The 14333-nt window shown below is 53.3% G+C and carries 15 protein-coding genes and 1 pseudogene; 11 read left to right on the top strand and 5 right to left on the bottom strand.

Going from position 1 to position 14333, the window contains the following annotated elements; genetic code table 11:
- Positions 1-484: 484 nt before the first annotated feature.
- The gene (locus KTE_RS35875) at positions 485-1906 is read left to right on the top strand and encodes an IS701 family transposase (protein ID WP_201390276.1); all 1422 of its coding nucleotides are present in this window, start codon (positions 485-487) and stop codon (positions 1904-1906) included.
- A gap of 21 nt (positions 1907-1927) precedes the next feature.
- Here KTE_RS35875 and KTE_RS35870 read toward each other — a convergent pair whose 3' ends face one another.
- Positions 1928-2578 carry a transposase gene (locus tag KTE_RS35870; protein WP_201390274.1) on the bottom strand — a complete coding sequence of 217 codons (651 nt, stop codon included), beginning with the start codon at positions 2576-2578 and terminating at the stop codon, positions 1928-1930.
- Between the two features lie 481 nt (positions 2579-3059).
- Here KTE_RS35870 and KTE_RS35865 point away from each other — a divergent pair, with 481 nt between their 5' ends.
- The 4 genes from KTE_RS35865 to trxA all read left to right on the top strand — a co-directional run bounded on the left by KTE_RS35865 (position 3060) and on the right by trxA (position 6267).
- Complete coding sequence (locus KTE_RS35865; protein WP_201390272.1) at positions 3060-3410, top strand: type II toxin-antitoxin system RelE/ParE family toxin; 351 nt, start codon at positions 3060-3062, stop codon at positions 3408-3410.
- A 236-nt stretch (positions 3411-3646) separates the two neighbouring features.
- Positions 3647-3967 carry a helix-turn-helix transcriptional regulator gene (locus KTE_RS35860; RefSeq protein WP_201390270.1) on the top strand — a complete coding sequence of 107 codons (321 nt, stop codon included), beginning with the start codon at positions 3647-3649 and terminating at the stop codon, positions 3965-3967.
- Between the two features lie 901 nt (positions 3968-4868).
- The gene (locus tag KTE_RS35855; RefSeq protein ID WP_236600837.1) at positions 4869-5288 is read left to right on the top strand and encodes a transposase; all 420 of its coding nucleotides are present in this window, start codon (positions 4869-4871) and stop codon (positions 5286-5288) included.
- Between the two features lie 625 nt (positions 5289-5913).
- Positions 5914-6267 carry a thioredoxin gene (gene trxA, locus KTE_RS35850; RefSeq protein WP_201390268.1) on the top strand — a complete coding sequence of 118 codons (354 nt, stop codon included), beginning with the start codon at positions 5914-5916 and terminating at the stop codon, positions 6265-6267.
- A 22-nt stretch (positions 6268-6289) separates the two neighbouring features.
- Here the strand turns inward: trxA and KTE_RS48200 are convergent, their stop codons facing one another.
- Both KTE_RS48200 and KTE_RS48195 read right to left on the bottom strand, forming a co-directional pair.
- Complete coding sequence (locus tag KTE_RS48200; protein ID WP_236600836.1) at positions 6290-6481, bottom strand: hypothetical protein; 192 nt, start codon at positions 6479-6481, stop codon at positions 6290-6292.
- 2 nt (positions 6482-6483) lie between these two features.
- Positions 6484-6627 carry a hypothetical protein gene (locus KTE_RS48195; RefSeq protein ID WP_236600835.1) on the bottom strand — a complete coding sequence of 48 codons (144 nt, stop codon included), beginning with the start codon at positions 6625-6627 and terminating at the stop codon, positions 6484-6486.
- A 138-nt stretch (positions 6628-6765) separates the two neighbouring features.
- Here KTE_RS48195 and KTE_RS35840 point away from each other — a divergent pair, with 138 nt between their 5' ends.
- From KTE_RS35840 to KTE_RS35835, 3 genes and pseudogenes are all read left to right on the top strand, one after another.
- Positions 6766-7071, top strand: a complete 306-nt coding sequence (locus tag KTE_RS35840) for a hypothetical protein (protein WP_236600834.1) — start codon at positions 6766-6768, stop codon at positions 7069-7071.
- A gap of 733 nt (positions 7072-7804) precedes the next feature.
- Complete coding sequence (locus KTE_RS49100; RefSeq protein WP_255553031.1) at positions 7805-7936, top strand: hypothetical protein; 132 nt, start codon at positions 7805-7807, stop codon at positions 7934-7936.
- Between the two features lie 48 nt (positions 7937-7984).
- A pseudogene (locus KTE_RS35835) lies at positions 7985-8702 on the top strand (IS6 family transposase).
- 195 nt (positions 8703-8897) lie between these two features.
- Here the strand turns inward: KTE_RS35835 and KTE_RS35830 are convergent.
- Entirely contained in the window at positions 8898-9182 is a 285-nt protein-coding gene (locus tag KTE_RS35830) for a cell wall metabolism sensor histidine kinase WalK (protein WP_236600833.1), read from the bottom strand.
- A gap of 416 nt (positions 9183-9598) precedes the next feature.
- Here KTE_RS35830 and KTE_RS35825 point away from each other — a divergent pair, with 416 nt between their 5' ends.
- The gene (locus KTE_RS35825) at positions 9599-10279 is read left to right on the top strand and encodes a dienelactone hydrolase family protein (RefSeq protein ID WP_201390263.1); all 681 of its coding nucleotides are present in this window, start codon (positions 9599-9601) and stop codon (positions 10277-10279) included.
- 49 nt (positions 10280-10328) lie between these two features.
- On the opposite strand, the gene KTE_RS35820 is transcribed toward KTE_RS35825, so the two are convergent.
- Entirely contained in the window at positions 10329-12245 is a 1917-nt protein-coding gene (locus KTE_RS35820) for a hypothetical protein (RefSeq protein WP_201390261.1), read from the bottom strand.
- 365 nt (positions 12246-12610) lie between these two features.
- Here KTE_RS35820 and KTE_RS35815 point away from each other — a divergent pair, with 365 nt between their 5' ends.
- Both KTE_RS35815 and KTE_RS35810 read left to right on the top strand, forming a co-directional pair.
- Positions 12611-13000: a PPOX class F420-dependent oxidoreductase gene (locus KTE_RS35815; protein ID WP_201390259.1), complete on the top strand. Its 390-nt coding sequence runs from the start codon at positions 12611-12613 to the stop codon at positions 12998-13000.
- A 76-nt stretch (positions 13001-13076) separates the two neighbouring features.
- Positions 13077-14135: an ABC transporter substrate-binding protein gene (locus KTE_RS35810; RefSeq protein ID WP_201390257.1), complete on the top strand. Its 1059-nt coding sequence runs from the start codon at positions 13077-13079 to the stop codon at positions 14133-14135.
- Positions 14136-14333 lie beyond the last annotated feature (198 nt).

Raw genomic sequence — 14333 nt, 5'->3', positions numbered from 1 at the left:
TAGTCATGAAGTGCTAACTACGCGGGAAAGAGGGGAGGGAAAAAACCGTGTAGTGGTATCCGAACCAATGGAATGTTCAGGATGCGTTGCGCAAGGCAGGGCTTTTGAAAGCCACCTAAGCCTCAAGTATCCATTTGACGATGGTAGCGTCAGGAGCGCGTTGCTGGTTTACTATACAATGATCGGAGTTCCCTATCTCTTCTTCCCGGCTCCGCAGAACCAGCCTTCCCTAACTCCTTTGATGTGATCGTAATCCGAGAGACGGGTGCATTATGCAACCTACCGGTAGTTTGTTGACTCGGGAAACTACGCCTGATTTTGGATATCAATCCTCTGCAGTTTGAGCTTAGGTTGCTAGAATCTGATGAGCTTAAAACAAGCAGAAATCCCAAGGCAACAAACTACCGCTACCGGTACTTTGTTGACGAGGATGGAAGGGAGCGTAGAATGAAAGGAGAAGAAGAGAGAAAGAGGAGAGAAGAAGATGACGAAACGCATCGAGGTCGCCGCAGCTCCAGGGCCACTGGAGGACTATGCGAGGTGCTTTGATCCCATCTTTGGCAAGAGCAATCAGCGCGAAGGGTTCCGCCGCTATCTCGAGGGGCTCTTGCTGCCAAGCGAGCGGAACAAGACCCTTACCGGGCTGGTCAACACGGAGCCACTGGTGGGAGCGCACCAGCCACGAGCGCAAGCCTTACAATGGTTTCTCTCCGAGTCGGACTGGGATGAGCGCAAGGTGCAAGCCGAGCGGCTCACCATCTTGCGCGAGGATCCCAGCACAATGCCGACCAAGGACGGAGTCCTCGTCATCGATGAGACAGGGGATCGCAAGGATGGCCACAAAACGGCTCATGTGAGCCGCCAGTACCTGGCCAATGTGGGCAAGATTGACAATGGCGTGGTCTCCGTCAGCAGTCTGTGGGCCGACGAGCACGTCTACTACCCGCTGGATGTCGAACCCTACACCCCGGCGCTCTATTTTGCCAAGGGGGAACACGATCCAGCCTTTCGTACGAAACTTAAGATTGCCCTGCAACTGGTGCAACGAGCCGTGCAGCAGGCCCTCCCTTTTCGAGCGGTGGTGGCCGATTCCTTTTATGGCGAGGATCGCGGCTTTCGAAGCGGTTTAGCCGATCTGCAGGTCCCGTATGTGCTGGCCCTCAAGCCTTCCCACGCCTGGTGGCATCCAGAAGAAGAAGCCGGAACCTTGCAAGATGTCGCCCACGAGGCTGGATGGAAGGGGAGTAAGCATCCAGGCAAGTGGGTGAGCATCTGCAGGACCTTTCGCGATGGGAGTCAAGAGGACTGGTGGGCGCTGGAGATCGTGGCGGGGCCATTTGGAGCAGATCAGAAGGAACGGGCCATGGTGGTGACGACCGACCCCCAGCAATTGCCTGACACCACGACCTCGTACCTGGTCACGAACCTGCCGGCCTCCTCTGAAATGGAAGCCTCATGGCCTGCAGCCACGCTGGAAGAAGTGATGAGGCTCTATGGGTTGCGCATGTGGATTGAACAGAGCTACAAACAGGTCAAACACGCCTTGGGCTGGTCACAATATCAGGTGAGAAGCGACACAGGGATCCGCCGGCATTGGCAATTGGTCTGTTGCGCGTTCTCCTTTTGCTGGTACCATCTCCGTCATCCGACCGTCTGTGCGACCCACGTGGTCAGCCAGCCGCCTGAGCCATCAACGGCTGCCGCCACGAGTGCCTCGTCCGTACCAGCAGACACGGGGGAAAAAAATCACCACGGCCCACGGGATGCGACCGCAGATGTCCTGGCCAGCAGCCCTTCGAGTCGTGCGGGGATGGCTCGAGCCCTGGATCATGCTCAGGCGCTATTGGAGCGGTTGGTCATCACTGCCCCCACCTCCTGCCGTGCAACGCCTCTTTCAAAGGCTTGAACGGGGGCAGGGCCTTGCTCTCTACAGCTCCGCTTGACCCTGGTCAACAAAGTACCGATAGAAGGAGTCGGCCACCACAGCTCGAAAAGGGAGGGCTTGGCTCACGGCTCGTTGCACCAGTTGTAGGGCAATCTTCAGCTTGGTGCGGAAGGCAGGATCCTGTTCTCCCTTGGCAAAATAGAGCGCCGGGGTGTAGGGTTCGACATCCAGCGGGTAGTAGACGCGCTCGTCGGCCCATACACTGCTGACGGAGACCACGCCATTGTCAATCTTGCCCACATTGGCCAGGTACTGCCGACTCACATGAGCCGTTTTGTGACCATCCTTGCGATCCCCTGTCTCATCAATGACCAGGACCCCGTCCTTGGTCGGTGTTGTGGTGGGATCCTCGCGCAATATGGTGAGCCGCTCGGCTTGCACCTTGCGCTCATCCCAGTCCGACTCGGAGAGAAACCATTGTAAGGCTTGCGCTCGTGGCTGGTGCGCTCCTACCAGTGGCTCCGTGTTGACCAGCCCGGTGAGGGTCTTATTTCGCTCGCTTGGCAGTAAGAGCCCCTCAAGATAGCGCCGAAACCCTTCACGCTGATTGCTCTTGCCAAAGATGGGGTCAAAGGACCTCGCATAGTCCTCCAGTGGTCCTGGAGCTGCGGCGACCTCGATGCGTCTCGTCATCTTCTTCTCTCCTCCTTCTCTCTTCTTCTCCCTTCATTCTACTCCCCCTTCCACCCTCGTCAACAAAGTACCGGTTACCGGTACTTTGTTGCATTGGGATTTTACCCCGTTTTAAACCCACCAAATGAGAGCAATCTGTGCTCAAATTGCTCAGGATAGACATCCACTATCAGACGCGATTCCCCGAGTCCACAAAGTACCGGTAATCGTTGCTTTGGGGAAGCGTGAGTCCTGCAATTACCGCTGCTTTGTCTCGTTCTCCTCCGGCGACAAAGCCCTGCATCACGTCCGCAATCCTTGCAGGTCAAGCATTGAAATGTTATAATTTACCTCAGGCGTTTAGCCTGAATCACGCACCTGAACAAACATACACTACTCTTCACGTTCTAACTTCTCTCTTGCTGAACAATAACCTTTCCAGCCGGGAGAAGCTCGTGAAGTATCTGTATTATGCTGTTGCTTAGTAGAAAGGCATGCCGATTTGGACGAAAGCCAGACATGGGACATTGCTTACTATAAAAATGCTAATGGTTCCAGTCCAGCACTAGAGTTCATCAAGGGCCTTCAAGAGAGAGATCAGTACGCTGTCTTATATACTTTGAAGCGCTTAGCAAACCGTAATACCCGCCGCTCAATGGTCTCTCGTATTGAAGGTGATGATCATCTCTGGGAACTCAGAGTTTTCGCAGGCAATTCATGTCGCCTTATCTTCTTTTATGAAGATCGGCATATCGTTGTATTACATGGCTTTCTCAAGAAAACAAAAAAAATTCCAGGACGCTTTATCCAGTTAGCGCAAAAAAGATACAAAGAATACCTTTTAAGCGCCTAACAGGAGTTGGAGTAGGGGGCGAAAACCTGTTTTTTCCCCCTGCTTCCTAAAAACCATTCAGGCCTATTAAGCACACAGTAGATACAAGATTTCCTAGAGTAAAGTATGTTGGTGCAAAACTAATTTGGAGGTATACTTATTGCTAGACAGGCGACTTGTGGTGAAGCAATTGTACAATTACAGGTATACGCGTTTGTCTTGTGTCAACATCAATGCTAGGTGAAAGAGAAACTGCAATGCAGGAATTTGTCCAGGGAAATAGCAACAAATTTAAAAGTGGTGAGCAGCTCTATCAAGAATGGAAGCATAACTTGCTGTCCACTCCTGAAGCTCGATCTGCTTATGAAGAAGTTGCTAACGAGTTCGATATACTACTTGAACTTGTTGAAGCACGCCTGGATGCTGGCATAACACAGGCAGGCATCGCTAAACGTTTAAAAGTACCTAAATCACAAATTGTACAGTTAGAAGAACTAGGCTATCGTGCGTGTACTTTTGATTTACTACAAAGATATGCTCATGTTCTTGGTAAAAAGCTTCAGGTATCGCTTGTCTAGCAACTTTATGGCTTTTGCAAGAAGTCATAAAATACCTCCAGGCTCCGTCACACTGACGGAGCCTCTTTTTTACCCCTTGCCTCCACAATTCCCGTTAAGCGAGAATGACCAGCGAAAACTTGTAGCAAAAAAGTCTGATTGTCCCAATGAGCAGGAATGCGTGCAGGCTATGGCATGTTCGCTCATTTTAGTGATACGGAGCTGACCGTCACAAGCTAAATCTCAAGAAGATTACTAACCCTCTCCACGTATGATATCGGCGCTTCCCCCTCCAGGGGGTGGCGCTTTTTTGTTGTCCTTTTATGGCATGCATGCTGTTACGCAAGCTGGCACTAAGTGTAAATCCCAACATTGAAAAGAGCGCTACAACAAAAAGTTTGCCTTCCATGCCGTCGCCTCTAAGCTGGCTCTTCTACACTCCCTTCCGCCTGCTCCCCTAGCCAGTCTTCTGCGGCTCACCTCCTGAAAAGGTCATTTGAGAAAGAGACGGTCATATATAGTGGCAACAAACCCGTATATGGAGGTGATAGAACATGAGTCAAAAAGGCAGAGCAGTAATAATGAACATCAGCATAGAGCCTGGAAACATGTTTCACCATTGTAAAATATCCCCAAGTGAAGTGACTCCAAAGCAGGCAAATTATGATACAATCAATATTGTTCTGTTTATCTTTATTTTTGGGGGATAATCTGTGGCTAAAACACAACAAGATGTTGTTATCTACAACGATAAGTCCTTCTCCACAACACAAAGCCAATTTGAAAAGGATCTGAAAAACATCAGCGTGAAGGATGGCGGTTGGTAAGCGTTACACCGACCAAAAAGCAAGGCTTTGGACGCATTGTCCAATTAACTGCAATTTACGAAAGAGATGTGGCGGATGACGGTGGAATATCAACAGTGACTAGAGCTCAAGCTCAAGCCCAACAGGTAGATGCCGGAATTGGGGCGAAGACGATCGCGGTCCTGCGGGCAGAACTAGGAGAGGTGGATCGCTTTGCCTACACCGATCAAGCGATCGCCTACGCCGGCATGGATATCAAGATCCGCGAGAGCGGCAAGTGGAAAGGCAAGGCCAAGCTCTCGAAACGAGGCAGCGGCTTGCTGCGTCAGATGCTCTACTTAGCCGCCATGCGCAGCATTTCCCTGCAAGGTTCCGCCTTTGGCGCGTATTACCAGCATCTGGTTGCGCGTGGGCTCGAGGAGATGTCCGCGCTCATGGCTGTCATGCGCAAAATGGTGGCGGTGGCAACGCATCTGATGCAAACGGGGGAGGACTACGATCCCGGCAAAGTCTGGGTAGGGGCTACGAGCTCGTAGCCCCTACCCAGCTTGGGATCACACTCAGGGTGGCTGCTCTCTCCAGGGCAGCCGAGAGGGGGGCTTGCTGTCTTTCCGCGCTCAGCTTCCCCCATGGGCGCTGACCAGGGGATTGACAAATCTTATAGCTTCTTCAAAAGACGTTTCCTGATACCATCCCTCGCTTGCGCGGACCTCGTGCTCAACGGATCAGCACGTCTGGTTCGCGTAGCACTCAAACTTTCTGACGCTTTGGTTCACCTACAGCGATACTTGGTATTGATGCTCTACAAAAACAATCTACATCTATCCTTTGATAGAGTGCTCATCCCTCTTCGCAAGTCGTTCCCTGGCAACACCCATCGCTTGCTCGAATATCGCGATCAGCAGATCAGCACTCCTGGTCTGCGCCACTTATCTAAACACACCAATCCCGCCTGGAAAACGGACACTTACTGAATGCATTTCCAGGTAACAGAGATACGTCTCCTGATCTTGCTATCAATCTTAGCATATCCCTGACTATTGCTCTCATCAGCGAAAATATATAAAAGTAGCTACCATTGGTTGTGCTAGGTTCCCGAACAGATAAAAGCAGAGCAAATAACGGTTGCAGAGATAATATATCCAGACAGGAGGGTACCTCATGAGCATACACTCCAATCTTTTTACTGTGAATGATCAGGCATTCCAAAAGTTTATTAACCAGCCTGATCAGCCCGTCATTATAGATTTCTGGGCGCCCTGGTGTGGGCCCTGTCGTGCTATCGCTCCTGTCTTTGAGCGCTTGAGCGATCAGTATCAGGGGAAACTGCGCTTTGCCAGAATGAATATTGACGAGAATCCCAATGCTGCTCAGACTCTCGGCATTCAAGCCATTCCTACACTGATCGTTTTTTACAAAGGGAACGTGGTTGAGCGCATCGTTGGTCCAAATCCTGCTCAATTGCAGTCTGTGATTGATCGCATTCTGGCGAAGATATCAGGCTCGGTTTCCTGATTGGCTTATAGTGCTCCATTCCTCAAAGGCGATAACAAAAGAGGCGGCGCAAGTGGCGGCGCCTCTTGGGAGGCCGTTCCCAGATCCAAGGCTTCGCTCGGTTGTTGAGTTGGGTCGTGCCCGCCTGCATGGCTTGTTCGATCTCATCGGCGTTGGCGAAGCTCTGGCCGGCGAGCGCATCACGGCGGAACAAACGCCACCAGCCTTCTTGCAAGTTCAGCCAACACGCGCCTTTCGGATGAAGACATGCTGGAGACGCGGATGCTCCGCCAGCCAGGTGTGCGTCTGCAGGCTATTATGACTGCTCAGATTATCGGTAATGAGAAAAATGTCGCCAGCGGGGTTGTCCGTTTCGATCATTTTCAGCAATTCGATGTAATTGGTGGAGTTGCGCGAGGCGGCACACCGCGAGAACTCTTTCGGCTGATTGACTCTTTGTCGTTACCATGTTATATTGGTAGCAATATAACATGGTAACGACACCTGAAAGAGAGAAATATGATGGGTCAGATTGAAGAAAATGCCAGTCAGCATGGACGGACTATTCCCGTTGAGCGGGTGCAAATTGGCGCACGCATGGAAAAGAACTTGGTCAAAGTCCTTAAAGCTCTGGCAGAATATTTTGACGTCTCTCTTGGAGATTTGCTTGAAGGGATAGTTTTACATGCTTTCGAGCAAAAACATCCTTTTGGAGAGGAAACCCTCAAACGCATTGCGCAGCTCAAGGAAGTTTATGGGATGGACTATGATGCTAGCGTCAGCCATCGATTTATCGAGCAGACTGCACACAATGAACCATCCTGATACCATATGTTCATTCCCTGCTATCAACTCTTCCTCTTCATGTGAAGGTGATTTCGAAAGGAAACGATTGCTATGTCGGCTTTTATCGCTCAACGGGTCACACGATCTCATACTATTTATCCGCCTGCCGCTCCTCATAAGGTGTTTCCCTTATTTTCTCCGCTTGGTGAGAAGCACTGGGCACATGATTGGGATCCTGAAATGCTCTATCCTTCCTCTGGAGGAACTCAGGTCGGCACTGTCTTCACGACCCAACATGCCAACAAACCAACTCAGATTTGGACCATCGTTGCGTATGCTAGCGAACAAGCTCAGGTGAGCTATCTCAATGTATTGCCAGATTCTCATGTGAGTCGGATTGAGGTGTCCTGTGAAGCTGAGGGAACGCAGGCAACTCTCGCTCGTATCACATACACGTTGACAGCACTAACCCCTCAGGGGAACATCTATCTTGATGGGTTCACTTGTATCTTAAGAGAGGGGAGGATCGGATACACTAGGAGAGAATCGAGGCGAGGAGGAGAAGAACGGTGAACCTGCGGGTTCACAGAGGTCCCGAGCTTGATTTGGAGATGAGGTCCCGTTCTTCTGCGCCGGCATCGAAAACCGAACGGTATCTGAGGCCTTCCCGGCTGGATAGGCCGGCAATGAGCCTGTATTCACAAGTATGGTTCTGATCCGCGCTTCCCCACCTCTCGCCGTCAAGTGGAACAAGTAAAGGAGCCTCTTCTCAATGAGCACCCTACTCCCAGCTCTCGGCATTGATATGGCCAAAAGCACCTTCGATGTTCATCTGCTTACAGAAGCAAAAGCCAGCTCACACCACTTTGCCAACACACCACAAGGATTTGATGCTCTGGCTTAGGTATTGTCAACTTGCTGAATGGCTCCAATTTTTGATAGACTCATGTTCATGAAAACACAAGCACTTGCATCTCTCTACAAAGGCTTTCGCTTCCCGGCTGAGATTATTAGCCATTGCATCTGGTTGTACTTCCGCTTCTCGCTTCCGTTTCCGTGATGTTGAAGGGATGATGGCAGAGCGTGGGGTGGTATTGACTTACGAAACCATCCGGCAGTGGTGTTTGAAATGTGGCCAGACGTATGCCAATGAACTGAAACATTGTCGCACCAAAACGGGTGACAAGTGGCACTTGGACGAAGTGTATCTCAAAATCAACGGCAAGACTCATTCTCTGTGGAGAGCTGTTGATCAGTATGGAAATGTCTTGGATATCCTGGTGCAAAGTCGACGGAACAAACACGCAGCCAAGAAATTCTTCCGGAAACTGCTCAAGGGCTTGCAATACGTGCCACGGGTGATCATCACTGACAAACTGGCTAGCTACGCTGCAGCGAAGAAGGAGACCCTGAGAAGTGTCGAACATCGTCAGCACAAAGGGCTGAACAATTGCGCGGAGCGTTCGCATCAACCAACTCGGCAACGTGAACGAACTATGCGACGTTTTACATCTCCAGGACAAGCCCAACGGTTTCTCTCAGCATTTGGTCCGATCCTGGATCACTTTCGGCCCAAACGGCATCGCCTCACAACCAGAGATTACCGTGCCCTCATACGGGGTCGCTTCCTGGCATGGAATGAGGTTACCAATGGAAAAGCAGTCGCCTAACACGACACCATCCCCTGCAATTCTCCGCTTCTTTCCTCTCTCTTTTCCCTTCCCTTCAAAAAGCTCTCCCTTTCATTCGTTAAGTTGACAATACCGCCTTGTACGGTTCTTAGAGGGCTTGAGGGCGGCAACGCCCTCCGGCTACTCGGCGGGGCAACAGAAAAGGTCCGTCAGGAACCTCGCTGGTGCCCTACTTCATTCTTTGACGATGGGCAATGTAAACCAGAAGGTGGAACCCTTCCCAGGCGCACTTTCCACGCCGACTTCTCCATGGTGCTGGGTGATGAGGGCCTGACAGATAGCGAGGCCCAAACCAAGGCCCTTCCCCGTACTGCTTTGCGCAGGCACTTCCTTGACCTGATGAAAGCGCTGCCAGATGTCCTTTTGGACCTCTTTTGAAATGCCTGGTCCCTGGTCCCGTACCCAGACGCGAGCGACCTCCTCCTGGCAGGTCAATCCAATATCCCACGCGATGCGCAACGAGCTTGTTGAAGAGGTAATAGATCCCACTTGTGAGTGAAAACTGAGCAGGACAAGTGTAGAAAAAGAGCTAGCTAATGTTCCTCGAAAGGACTTCTTGGAGATGCTGAGCCTACCAACGTGCACTCACCAGAAAGGGCCGATGCGGAGGGATTTTACCGCTTTTCTGATCGACTTCGGGACGAAAGCTGTTTCTGATGTGCTGCTTTGTCTTCTCGGACTTTCGCTTTCGTTACCGGCTTCGCCTTCCTGTGAAAGAAGAGATGAGCAGAACAGTGAGTTGCACCAACATTAATGCCTGTGGAGACGATGGCAGATGGGGCTGTCGCCTCGCAGGTGTCGAGAGATGCAGGAACCGAACACGTGTGCGCTGCTTCTTGAAGCGCAGTATTTCCTGAGTTTTTAGGGAGAGCAGTATGAGAGAATTTCAAGTTGATGGCAGAACGATCAGCGGCTATCTGGCTGTTCCCGAACAGGGCAGCGGACCAGGTGTGCTGGTCCTCCATGCATGGTGGGGACTGACTGAGCCGTTTCGGCAGGTCTGCGACCGGCTCGCGGAAGCGGGCTTCGTGGCGCTCGCCCCCGACCTCTACCACGGTAAGACGACCGCGTCGGTCGAGGAAGCACAAGCGTTGGGCGCAGCGCTGGATCAAGATGTGGAGCGGTGGCGCGGCGACATCATGGCGGCAGCGGGGGTCCTGCACCAACACACTGCGACACATCTGGTAGGCGGGCGCGGTAAGCTCGCCTTCGTTGGCTTCTCGCTGGGAGATGCCTACGCGCTCGACATGTCCGTCACCCTAGCCGAGCAGATCGCCGCCGTCGTGGTCTTTTATGGTTCCTACCCCGGACTGGACTATCGCAGCGCGAAGGCCGCATACCTTCTCCACTTCGCGGAGGATGACCCTTTCGAGCCGGTTGAGTCGGTTGCACAGATGGAGCAGGAGCTCCAGGCTGCGGGAAAGCCAGTCACCGTCTATACGTATCCAGGGACCAAACATTGGTTCTTCGAGGAGAATCGCCCCGAGTATGACGCCGAGGCTGCTCGCCTTGCCTGGGAGCGGACCATTGCGTTCTTGCACAAGCAGCTTGATTAAGCGCTGAAGCTCAATCGGAGCGCAGCACCCAGGAGAACTGCACACGAACTTACCTACTCGCCAGACTGAGAGAAGTGGCAAACCCTGCCGGGACGCCAAACAGGCGGATCGTGATCTGTCTCGTCTGGGGATGGGCATTGCGAACCAGTCGCTGGACCCAAGAAAGGCGGGTATGGGCGCGCTCGGCGCGGGAGAGCGAGGCAGACGTGCCATGTGGAGCGACAGTGGGTGGGCCCACCCCTCTCTGCACCTCAATCTCGATGCGTTGGGAGCGAATGAGGTGGATACAGGCACGTCGATGCTCTCGGCGACTCCAATCCCGCCAGAGGAGAGGTGCAGGGCCAACAGCGAGCGGATGCAAGAGTACGCTGACCTGGCGCGGCTTCTTGGTGGCACTGCCCTGCCACTGGCACTGCTCCCGTTTCGGACAGGGACGACAACTGTGGATACTGGCTCCATACACGATGCGCAGGCTCCCGTCAGCTTCTCTGCGTTGCTCATGCGGGGCCAGTTGTTGGTCTGCCGGGCACCGAAGCGTTCCATCGGGTTGGAGCGCAAAGTCCTGGCCCGCGAAGCGACCGGCCTTCCATGCGGAACCCACTTCTGGAGGGGCATAGCCAGAGAAAGGCACGGTGTGTGGTGGAGGCGGAGGGGATGGGAGCGCAGGAGCAAACTCGGTCGTGCGGACTGGGTCAGGATGAAGCTGGTGCCCCAGTTCGAGTCTCAGGTTCCACCCCCATTGGGCGATCAGTTGCCAGCACTCTTGCCCCCAGGCCGAGTGACTGCACCATCGATCAGGGTCCATCTCCTGGTCTTCATCGGCGAGTGCCGGTTCAAAAGCACCGCGATGCAGGTACAATTCGACGACATCGCGAGCGGTGAACGCCTGTTGCGGGAGGTTTGTGAAAAAGAGTTCGTAGACGACCCCTGCGGGTGTGACGCCCACAGGACTCTTCCTCTTGCCTGCAGGATGCGTGGCCACCACCACCCGGCAGAGCGTTCCCTCGGGTCCCACCGGGATCTCGGGGCAGTCGTAGAGGCTGCGCTCCATCTGACTTTCGGGCCGCTGCTGAGATTGGTCGAGAGGCAGGTGCAGACGCGTCTGAATCAGCGGATGGTCGAGCAGGTGATAGTCTTTGCCGCGAGTCACAAACGCGAAGGAGGCCACATCGGAGAGGACCGCCCCGTTCCCATATTGTCCGTCGAGCCGGAGCAGCGTGCGTTCTGGTGAAAGCTGATGGGTCGTCAGATACCGGCCAATGGCCACAAGCCCCTTGCGCAATTCTTCCTGATAGCGCCCATTGCCTCGGTTCCCGAAACTGCCGAGCCACTGGTAGCTGTGCGCTTGTGACACCGTTGTGCGTGTCCTGACAACCTCTCCGCGTTTGCGGCCTCGGTAGCCAGGGGCGCAGACGTCATCCAACCGGCGATACGCAGGAGGAAGTTCATCCGTCTGGGGTAAGGCGCGTTGCCGGGCTGCCTCCCGTGTCCCATCAATGTCAAAAACCGTCCAGGTGTTTCCCGCTCGATCCACCAGCTCTCCGGTTTGCTTATCGGAGGCGAGTGACCGAGCCAGGAGATCATCGAGAAAGAGCGTGCGCAAGGCTTCGACCGGTTCCTCCGTCAACGCTGCTAAAAAACGCGAGAGTGCTGAACGGGAGGGCAAACGATCCCGCTCAAATAGCGCCATGAAGGGGATGGCAAATGGCTGGAGTCGCTGGTAGAACTCCTCCAGGGTGCGCTCGCCACTGATAGCGTAGCCGAAAAGCATCGCGAGAAAATCGATGAGTTCATAGCGCCCAAACCGTTTCCGCGCAAAACGCACCTGCTCGTTGATTTTGCTGAGAACCCCGTGCTTCTGAAGATACCTGCTGATCAACACCACTTCGCCAAACCAGGCAGGGGTCGAGAAGTTGGCTTCCGAAGTCGTCTGGATTTTCACCGAACCATCGGCGATACTGATCATACCTGAACCTCCTTGTTGAGAACGATTGTCTGTCTTCTCATCAAGGAGGCACATTTCTACGTCGGTTGGCTACCAGTCACACCTCGTTGCGCATCGCGTGGGCTTTTCCAACTGAACTTACACCTTCCTGTAGGCTTCTGTTATCTAGTTCTGACAGAACCGAATCGCTCGCCGCAGGCTTTGACCCGCGAGGGGGTAAAGTTAGAAAACGATCTGTTTGGTCTCAATGGCTTTGTGCTATATAATAATTTTCAGGCCACTCATTTTGAGTGAGGAATGGAAGCATTCGAAATGCTATGAGCAATGCTTGAAAAGCATGCACCATCTAGCCTTTCCAGAAAAGAGGGTTTAGAGAGGATTATCTTATGGCAGATCTGAAGAATCCAAAGGTTCAGAAAATCCTTCAATCAAAGAAGCTTGCACATCTCGCGACCATTGGACCCGATGGAGCTCCACAGTCATCTCCCATGTGGTTTTTGTGGGATGGAGAATATATCAAGTTCACCCATACGACGAACCGCAAAAAATTTCAGAATATTCAGCGGGATCCACGTGTTGCTGTGTCTATCACTGATGTGGATGATCCCTATACCTGTGCCGAGTTCCGCGGTATCGTGGAGCGGATTGAAGAAGACCCAACAGGTACCTTCTATGGTACCCTGGCGAAACATTATGAGATGCCTTTTCGCTATAGTGGTGATCCACGTGTGGTCCTCTTTATGAAGATTCAGCATATTGCTGGTCAAAATCTCTAGGGATGTCTTGAAGGTCAAGCATGGATGCAACCTGTAGCAACCAATGGCTTTTCCGAGGAACCAGGAAGTATATAGTATGACCGGTCTACGTGCAGCGCTCGTCACCCCTTTGACTGGTCCGCTGGCCCCATTTGGGCAGGCCTGCGCTATCGGTCTTTCCTTATGGGCCAAGCATGCCGCGCGCCTACCTCCGCCTTGGATGGGTGTGGAGCTCAACGTACGAGACACGGGAAGCGACGTGCGGGCAAGTATGCGTGCTGCTCTCAATGAGCAGCCTGATCTCCTTTTCGGGCCATACGGAAGTCATATGATGCTTGCAGCGGCACGGAGCTGCAAACGTGTGATCTGGAATCACAGTGGTGCAACCTCTCAGCTATCTCGCCCGGAGTTCCCCCAGGTCATTAATGTGCTCTCCCCGGCTTCAACCTATTTTACAGGAGTCCTTGAAGCAGTGCGTGCATTCGATCCAGGTACAGCTACTGTCTCTCTCTTTCATACAGCCAGTGGTTTTGGTCAAGATGTGGCAATGGGCGTCGCAAGCGCCGCAGTCAGCCTCAAATTTGAGGTAGAGGTCGTGGCTTTTGAGCCAGGCCATGCAGCCGAAGCCGCATCGCTCGTCCCACATACAGATATATTGCTCGTTGCAGGAAGCTTTGCTGATGAGTGTGCGGCGGCTCCCAGCTTGTTGAAGCACACATGGCGTGCGGCGGCATTCGTTGGAGCAGGTGTTGAGGAGGTGCTTGTTCCGCTGGGAAACCGGCGTGAAGGACTGCTTGGACCTGCGCAATGGATTGCGTCGGCGGCTCTCCAACCTGATGAAGGGCCTGATGCTGATTGGTTTGTAACAAAGTATGGTGCTGTTACAGGAGGGGAGCCCCCGTATCCTGCAGCACAAGCCTTCGCAGCTGGGCTTTTGTGTGCGCGCTGTCTGCGAGACAGTGGTCGTTGTGAGGATACAGCCCAACTCGCTGCTGCCTACCAACTTGTCTGCACGACGCTCTATGGTGCTTTTCGCATCAACGCACTGAATGGTCTTCAGTCCGGTCATCAGATGCTTATCGTGCAATGGCAGAATGGGCGACGCCGTGTCGTCTGGCCTCCAGAGCAAGCAGAACGTCCTTTGCTTTTGCGATGAGCACTGGCAGGGCAGCGATGTCGCCACCGCCTCCTCCAACTTCCTCCGCTCCTCAATCTCTCGCCCAAAGGAGAGCGCCACCATAATCCCTTCCCTGGGCCGCGGCTTCACCTCCAGGGGCAAGCACGACACCCCTCGCAGTTCCAACACCACCCGCTGCGCCCCCACATTGATCAGATGACGCAGCCAGAGAAGGTC

The sequence above is a fragment of the Ktedonobacter sp. SOSP1-85 genome (assembly GCF_016587415.1).
In the GTDB taxonomy this organism is placed as follows: Bacteria; Chloroflexota; Ktedonobacteria; order Ktedonobacterales; family Ktedonobacteraceae; genus Ktedonobacter.
Note: the sequence above shows the minus strand (reverse complement) of the source record. Positions and strands in the feature narration are given on the sequence as shown.

Bases quoted from the DNA above. Each gene is read 5' to 3' on its own strand.
- KTE_RS35875 (WP_201390276.1), top strand. From the start codon at position 485: ATGACGAAACGCATCGAGGTCGCCGCAGCTCCAGGGCCACTGGAGGAC.
- KTE_RS35870 (WP_201390274.1), bottom strand. From the start codon at position 2,578: ATGACGAGACGCATCGAGGTCGCCGCAGCTCCAGGACCACTGGAGGAC.
- KTE_RS35860 (WP_201390270.1), top strand. From the start codon at position 3,647: ATGCAGGAATTTGTCCAGGGAAATAGCAACAAATTTAAAAGTGGTGAG.
- trxA (WP_201390268.1), top strand. From the start codon at position 5,914: ATGAGCATACACTCCAATCTTTTTACTGTGAATGATCAGGCATTCCAA.
- KTE_RS48195 (WP_236600835.1), bottom strand. From the start codon at position 6,627: ATGATCGAAACGGACAACCCCGCTGGCGACATTTTTCTCATTACCGAT.
- KTE_RS35840 (WP_236600834.1), top strand. From the start codon at position 6,766: ATGATGGGTCAGATTGAAGAAAATGCCAGTCAGCATGGACGGACTATT.
- KTE_RS49100 (WP_255553031.1), top strand. From the start codon at position 7,805: ATGAGCACCCTACTCCCAGCTCTCGGCATTGATATGGCCAAAAGCACC.
- KTE_RS35825 (WP_201390263.1), top strand. From the start codon at position 9,599: ATGAGAGAATTTCAAGTTGATGGCAGAACGATCAGCGGCTATCTGGCT.
- KTE_RS35820 (WP_201390261.1), bottom strand. From the start codon at position 12,245: ATGATCAGTATCGCCGATGGTTCGGTGAAAATCCAGACGACTTCGGAA.
- KTE_RS35815 (WP_201390259.1), top strand. From the start codon at position 12,611: ATGGCAGATCTGAAGAATCCAAAGGTTCAGAAAATCCTTCAATCAAAG.
- KTE_RS35810 (WP_201390257.1), top strand. From the start codon at position 13,077: ATGACCGGTCTACGTGCAGCGCTCGTCACCCCTTTGACTGGTCCGCTG.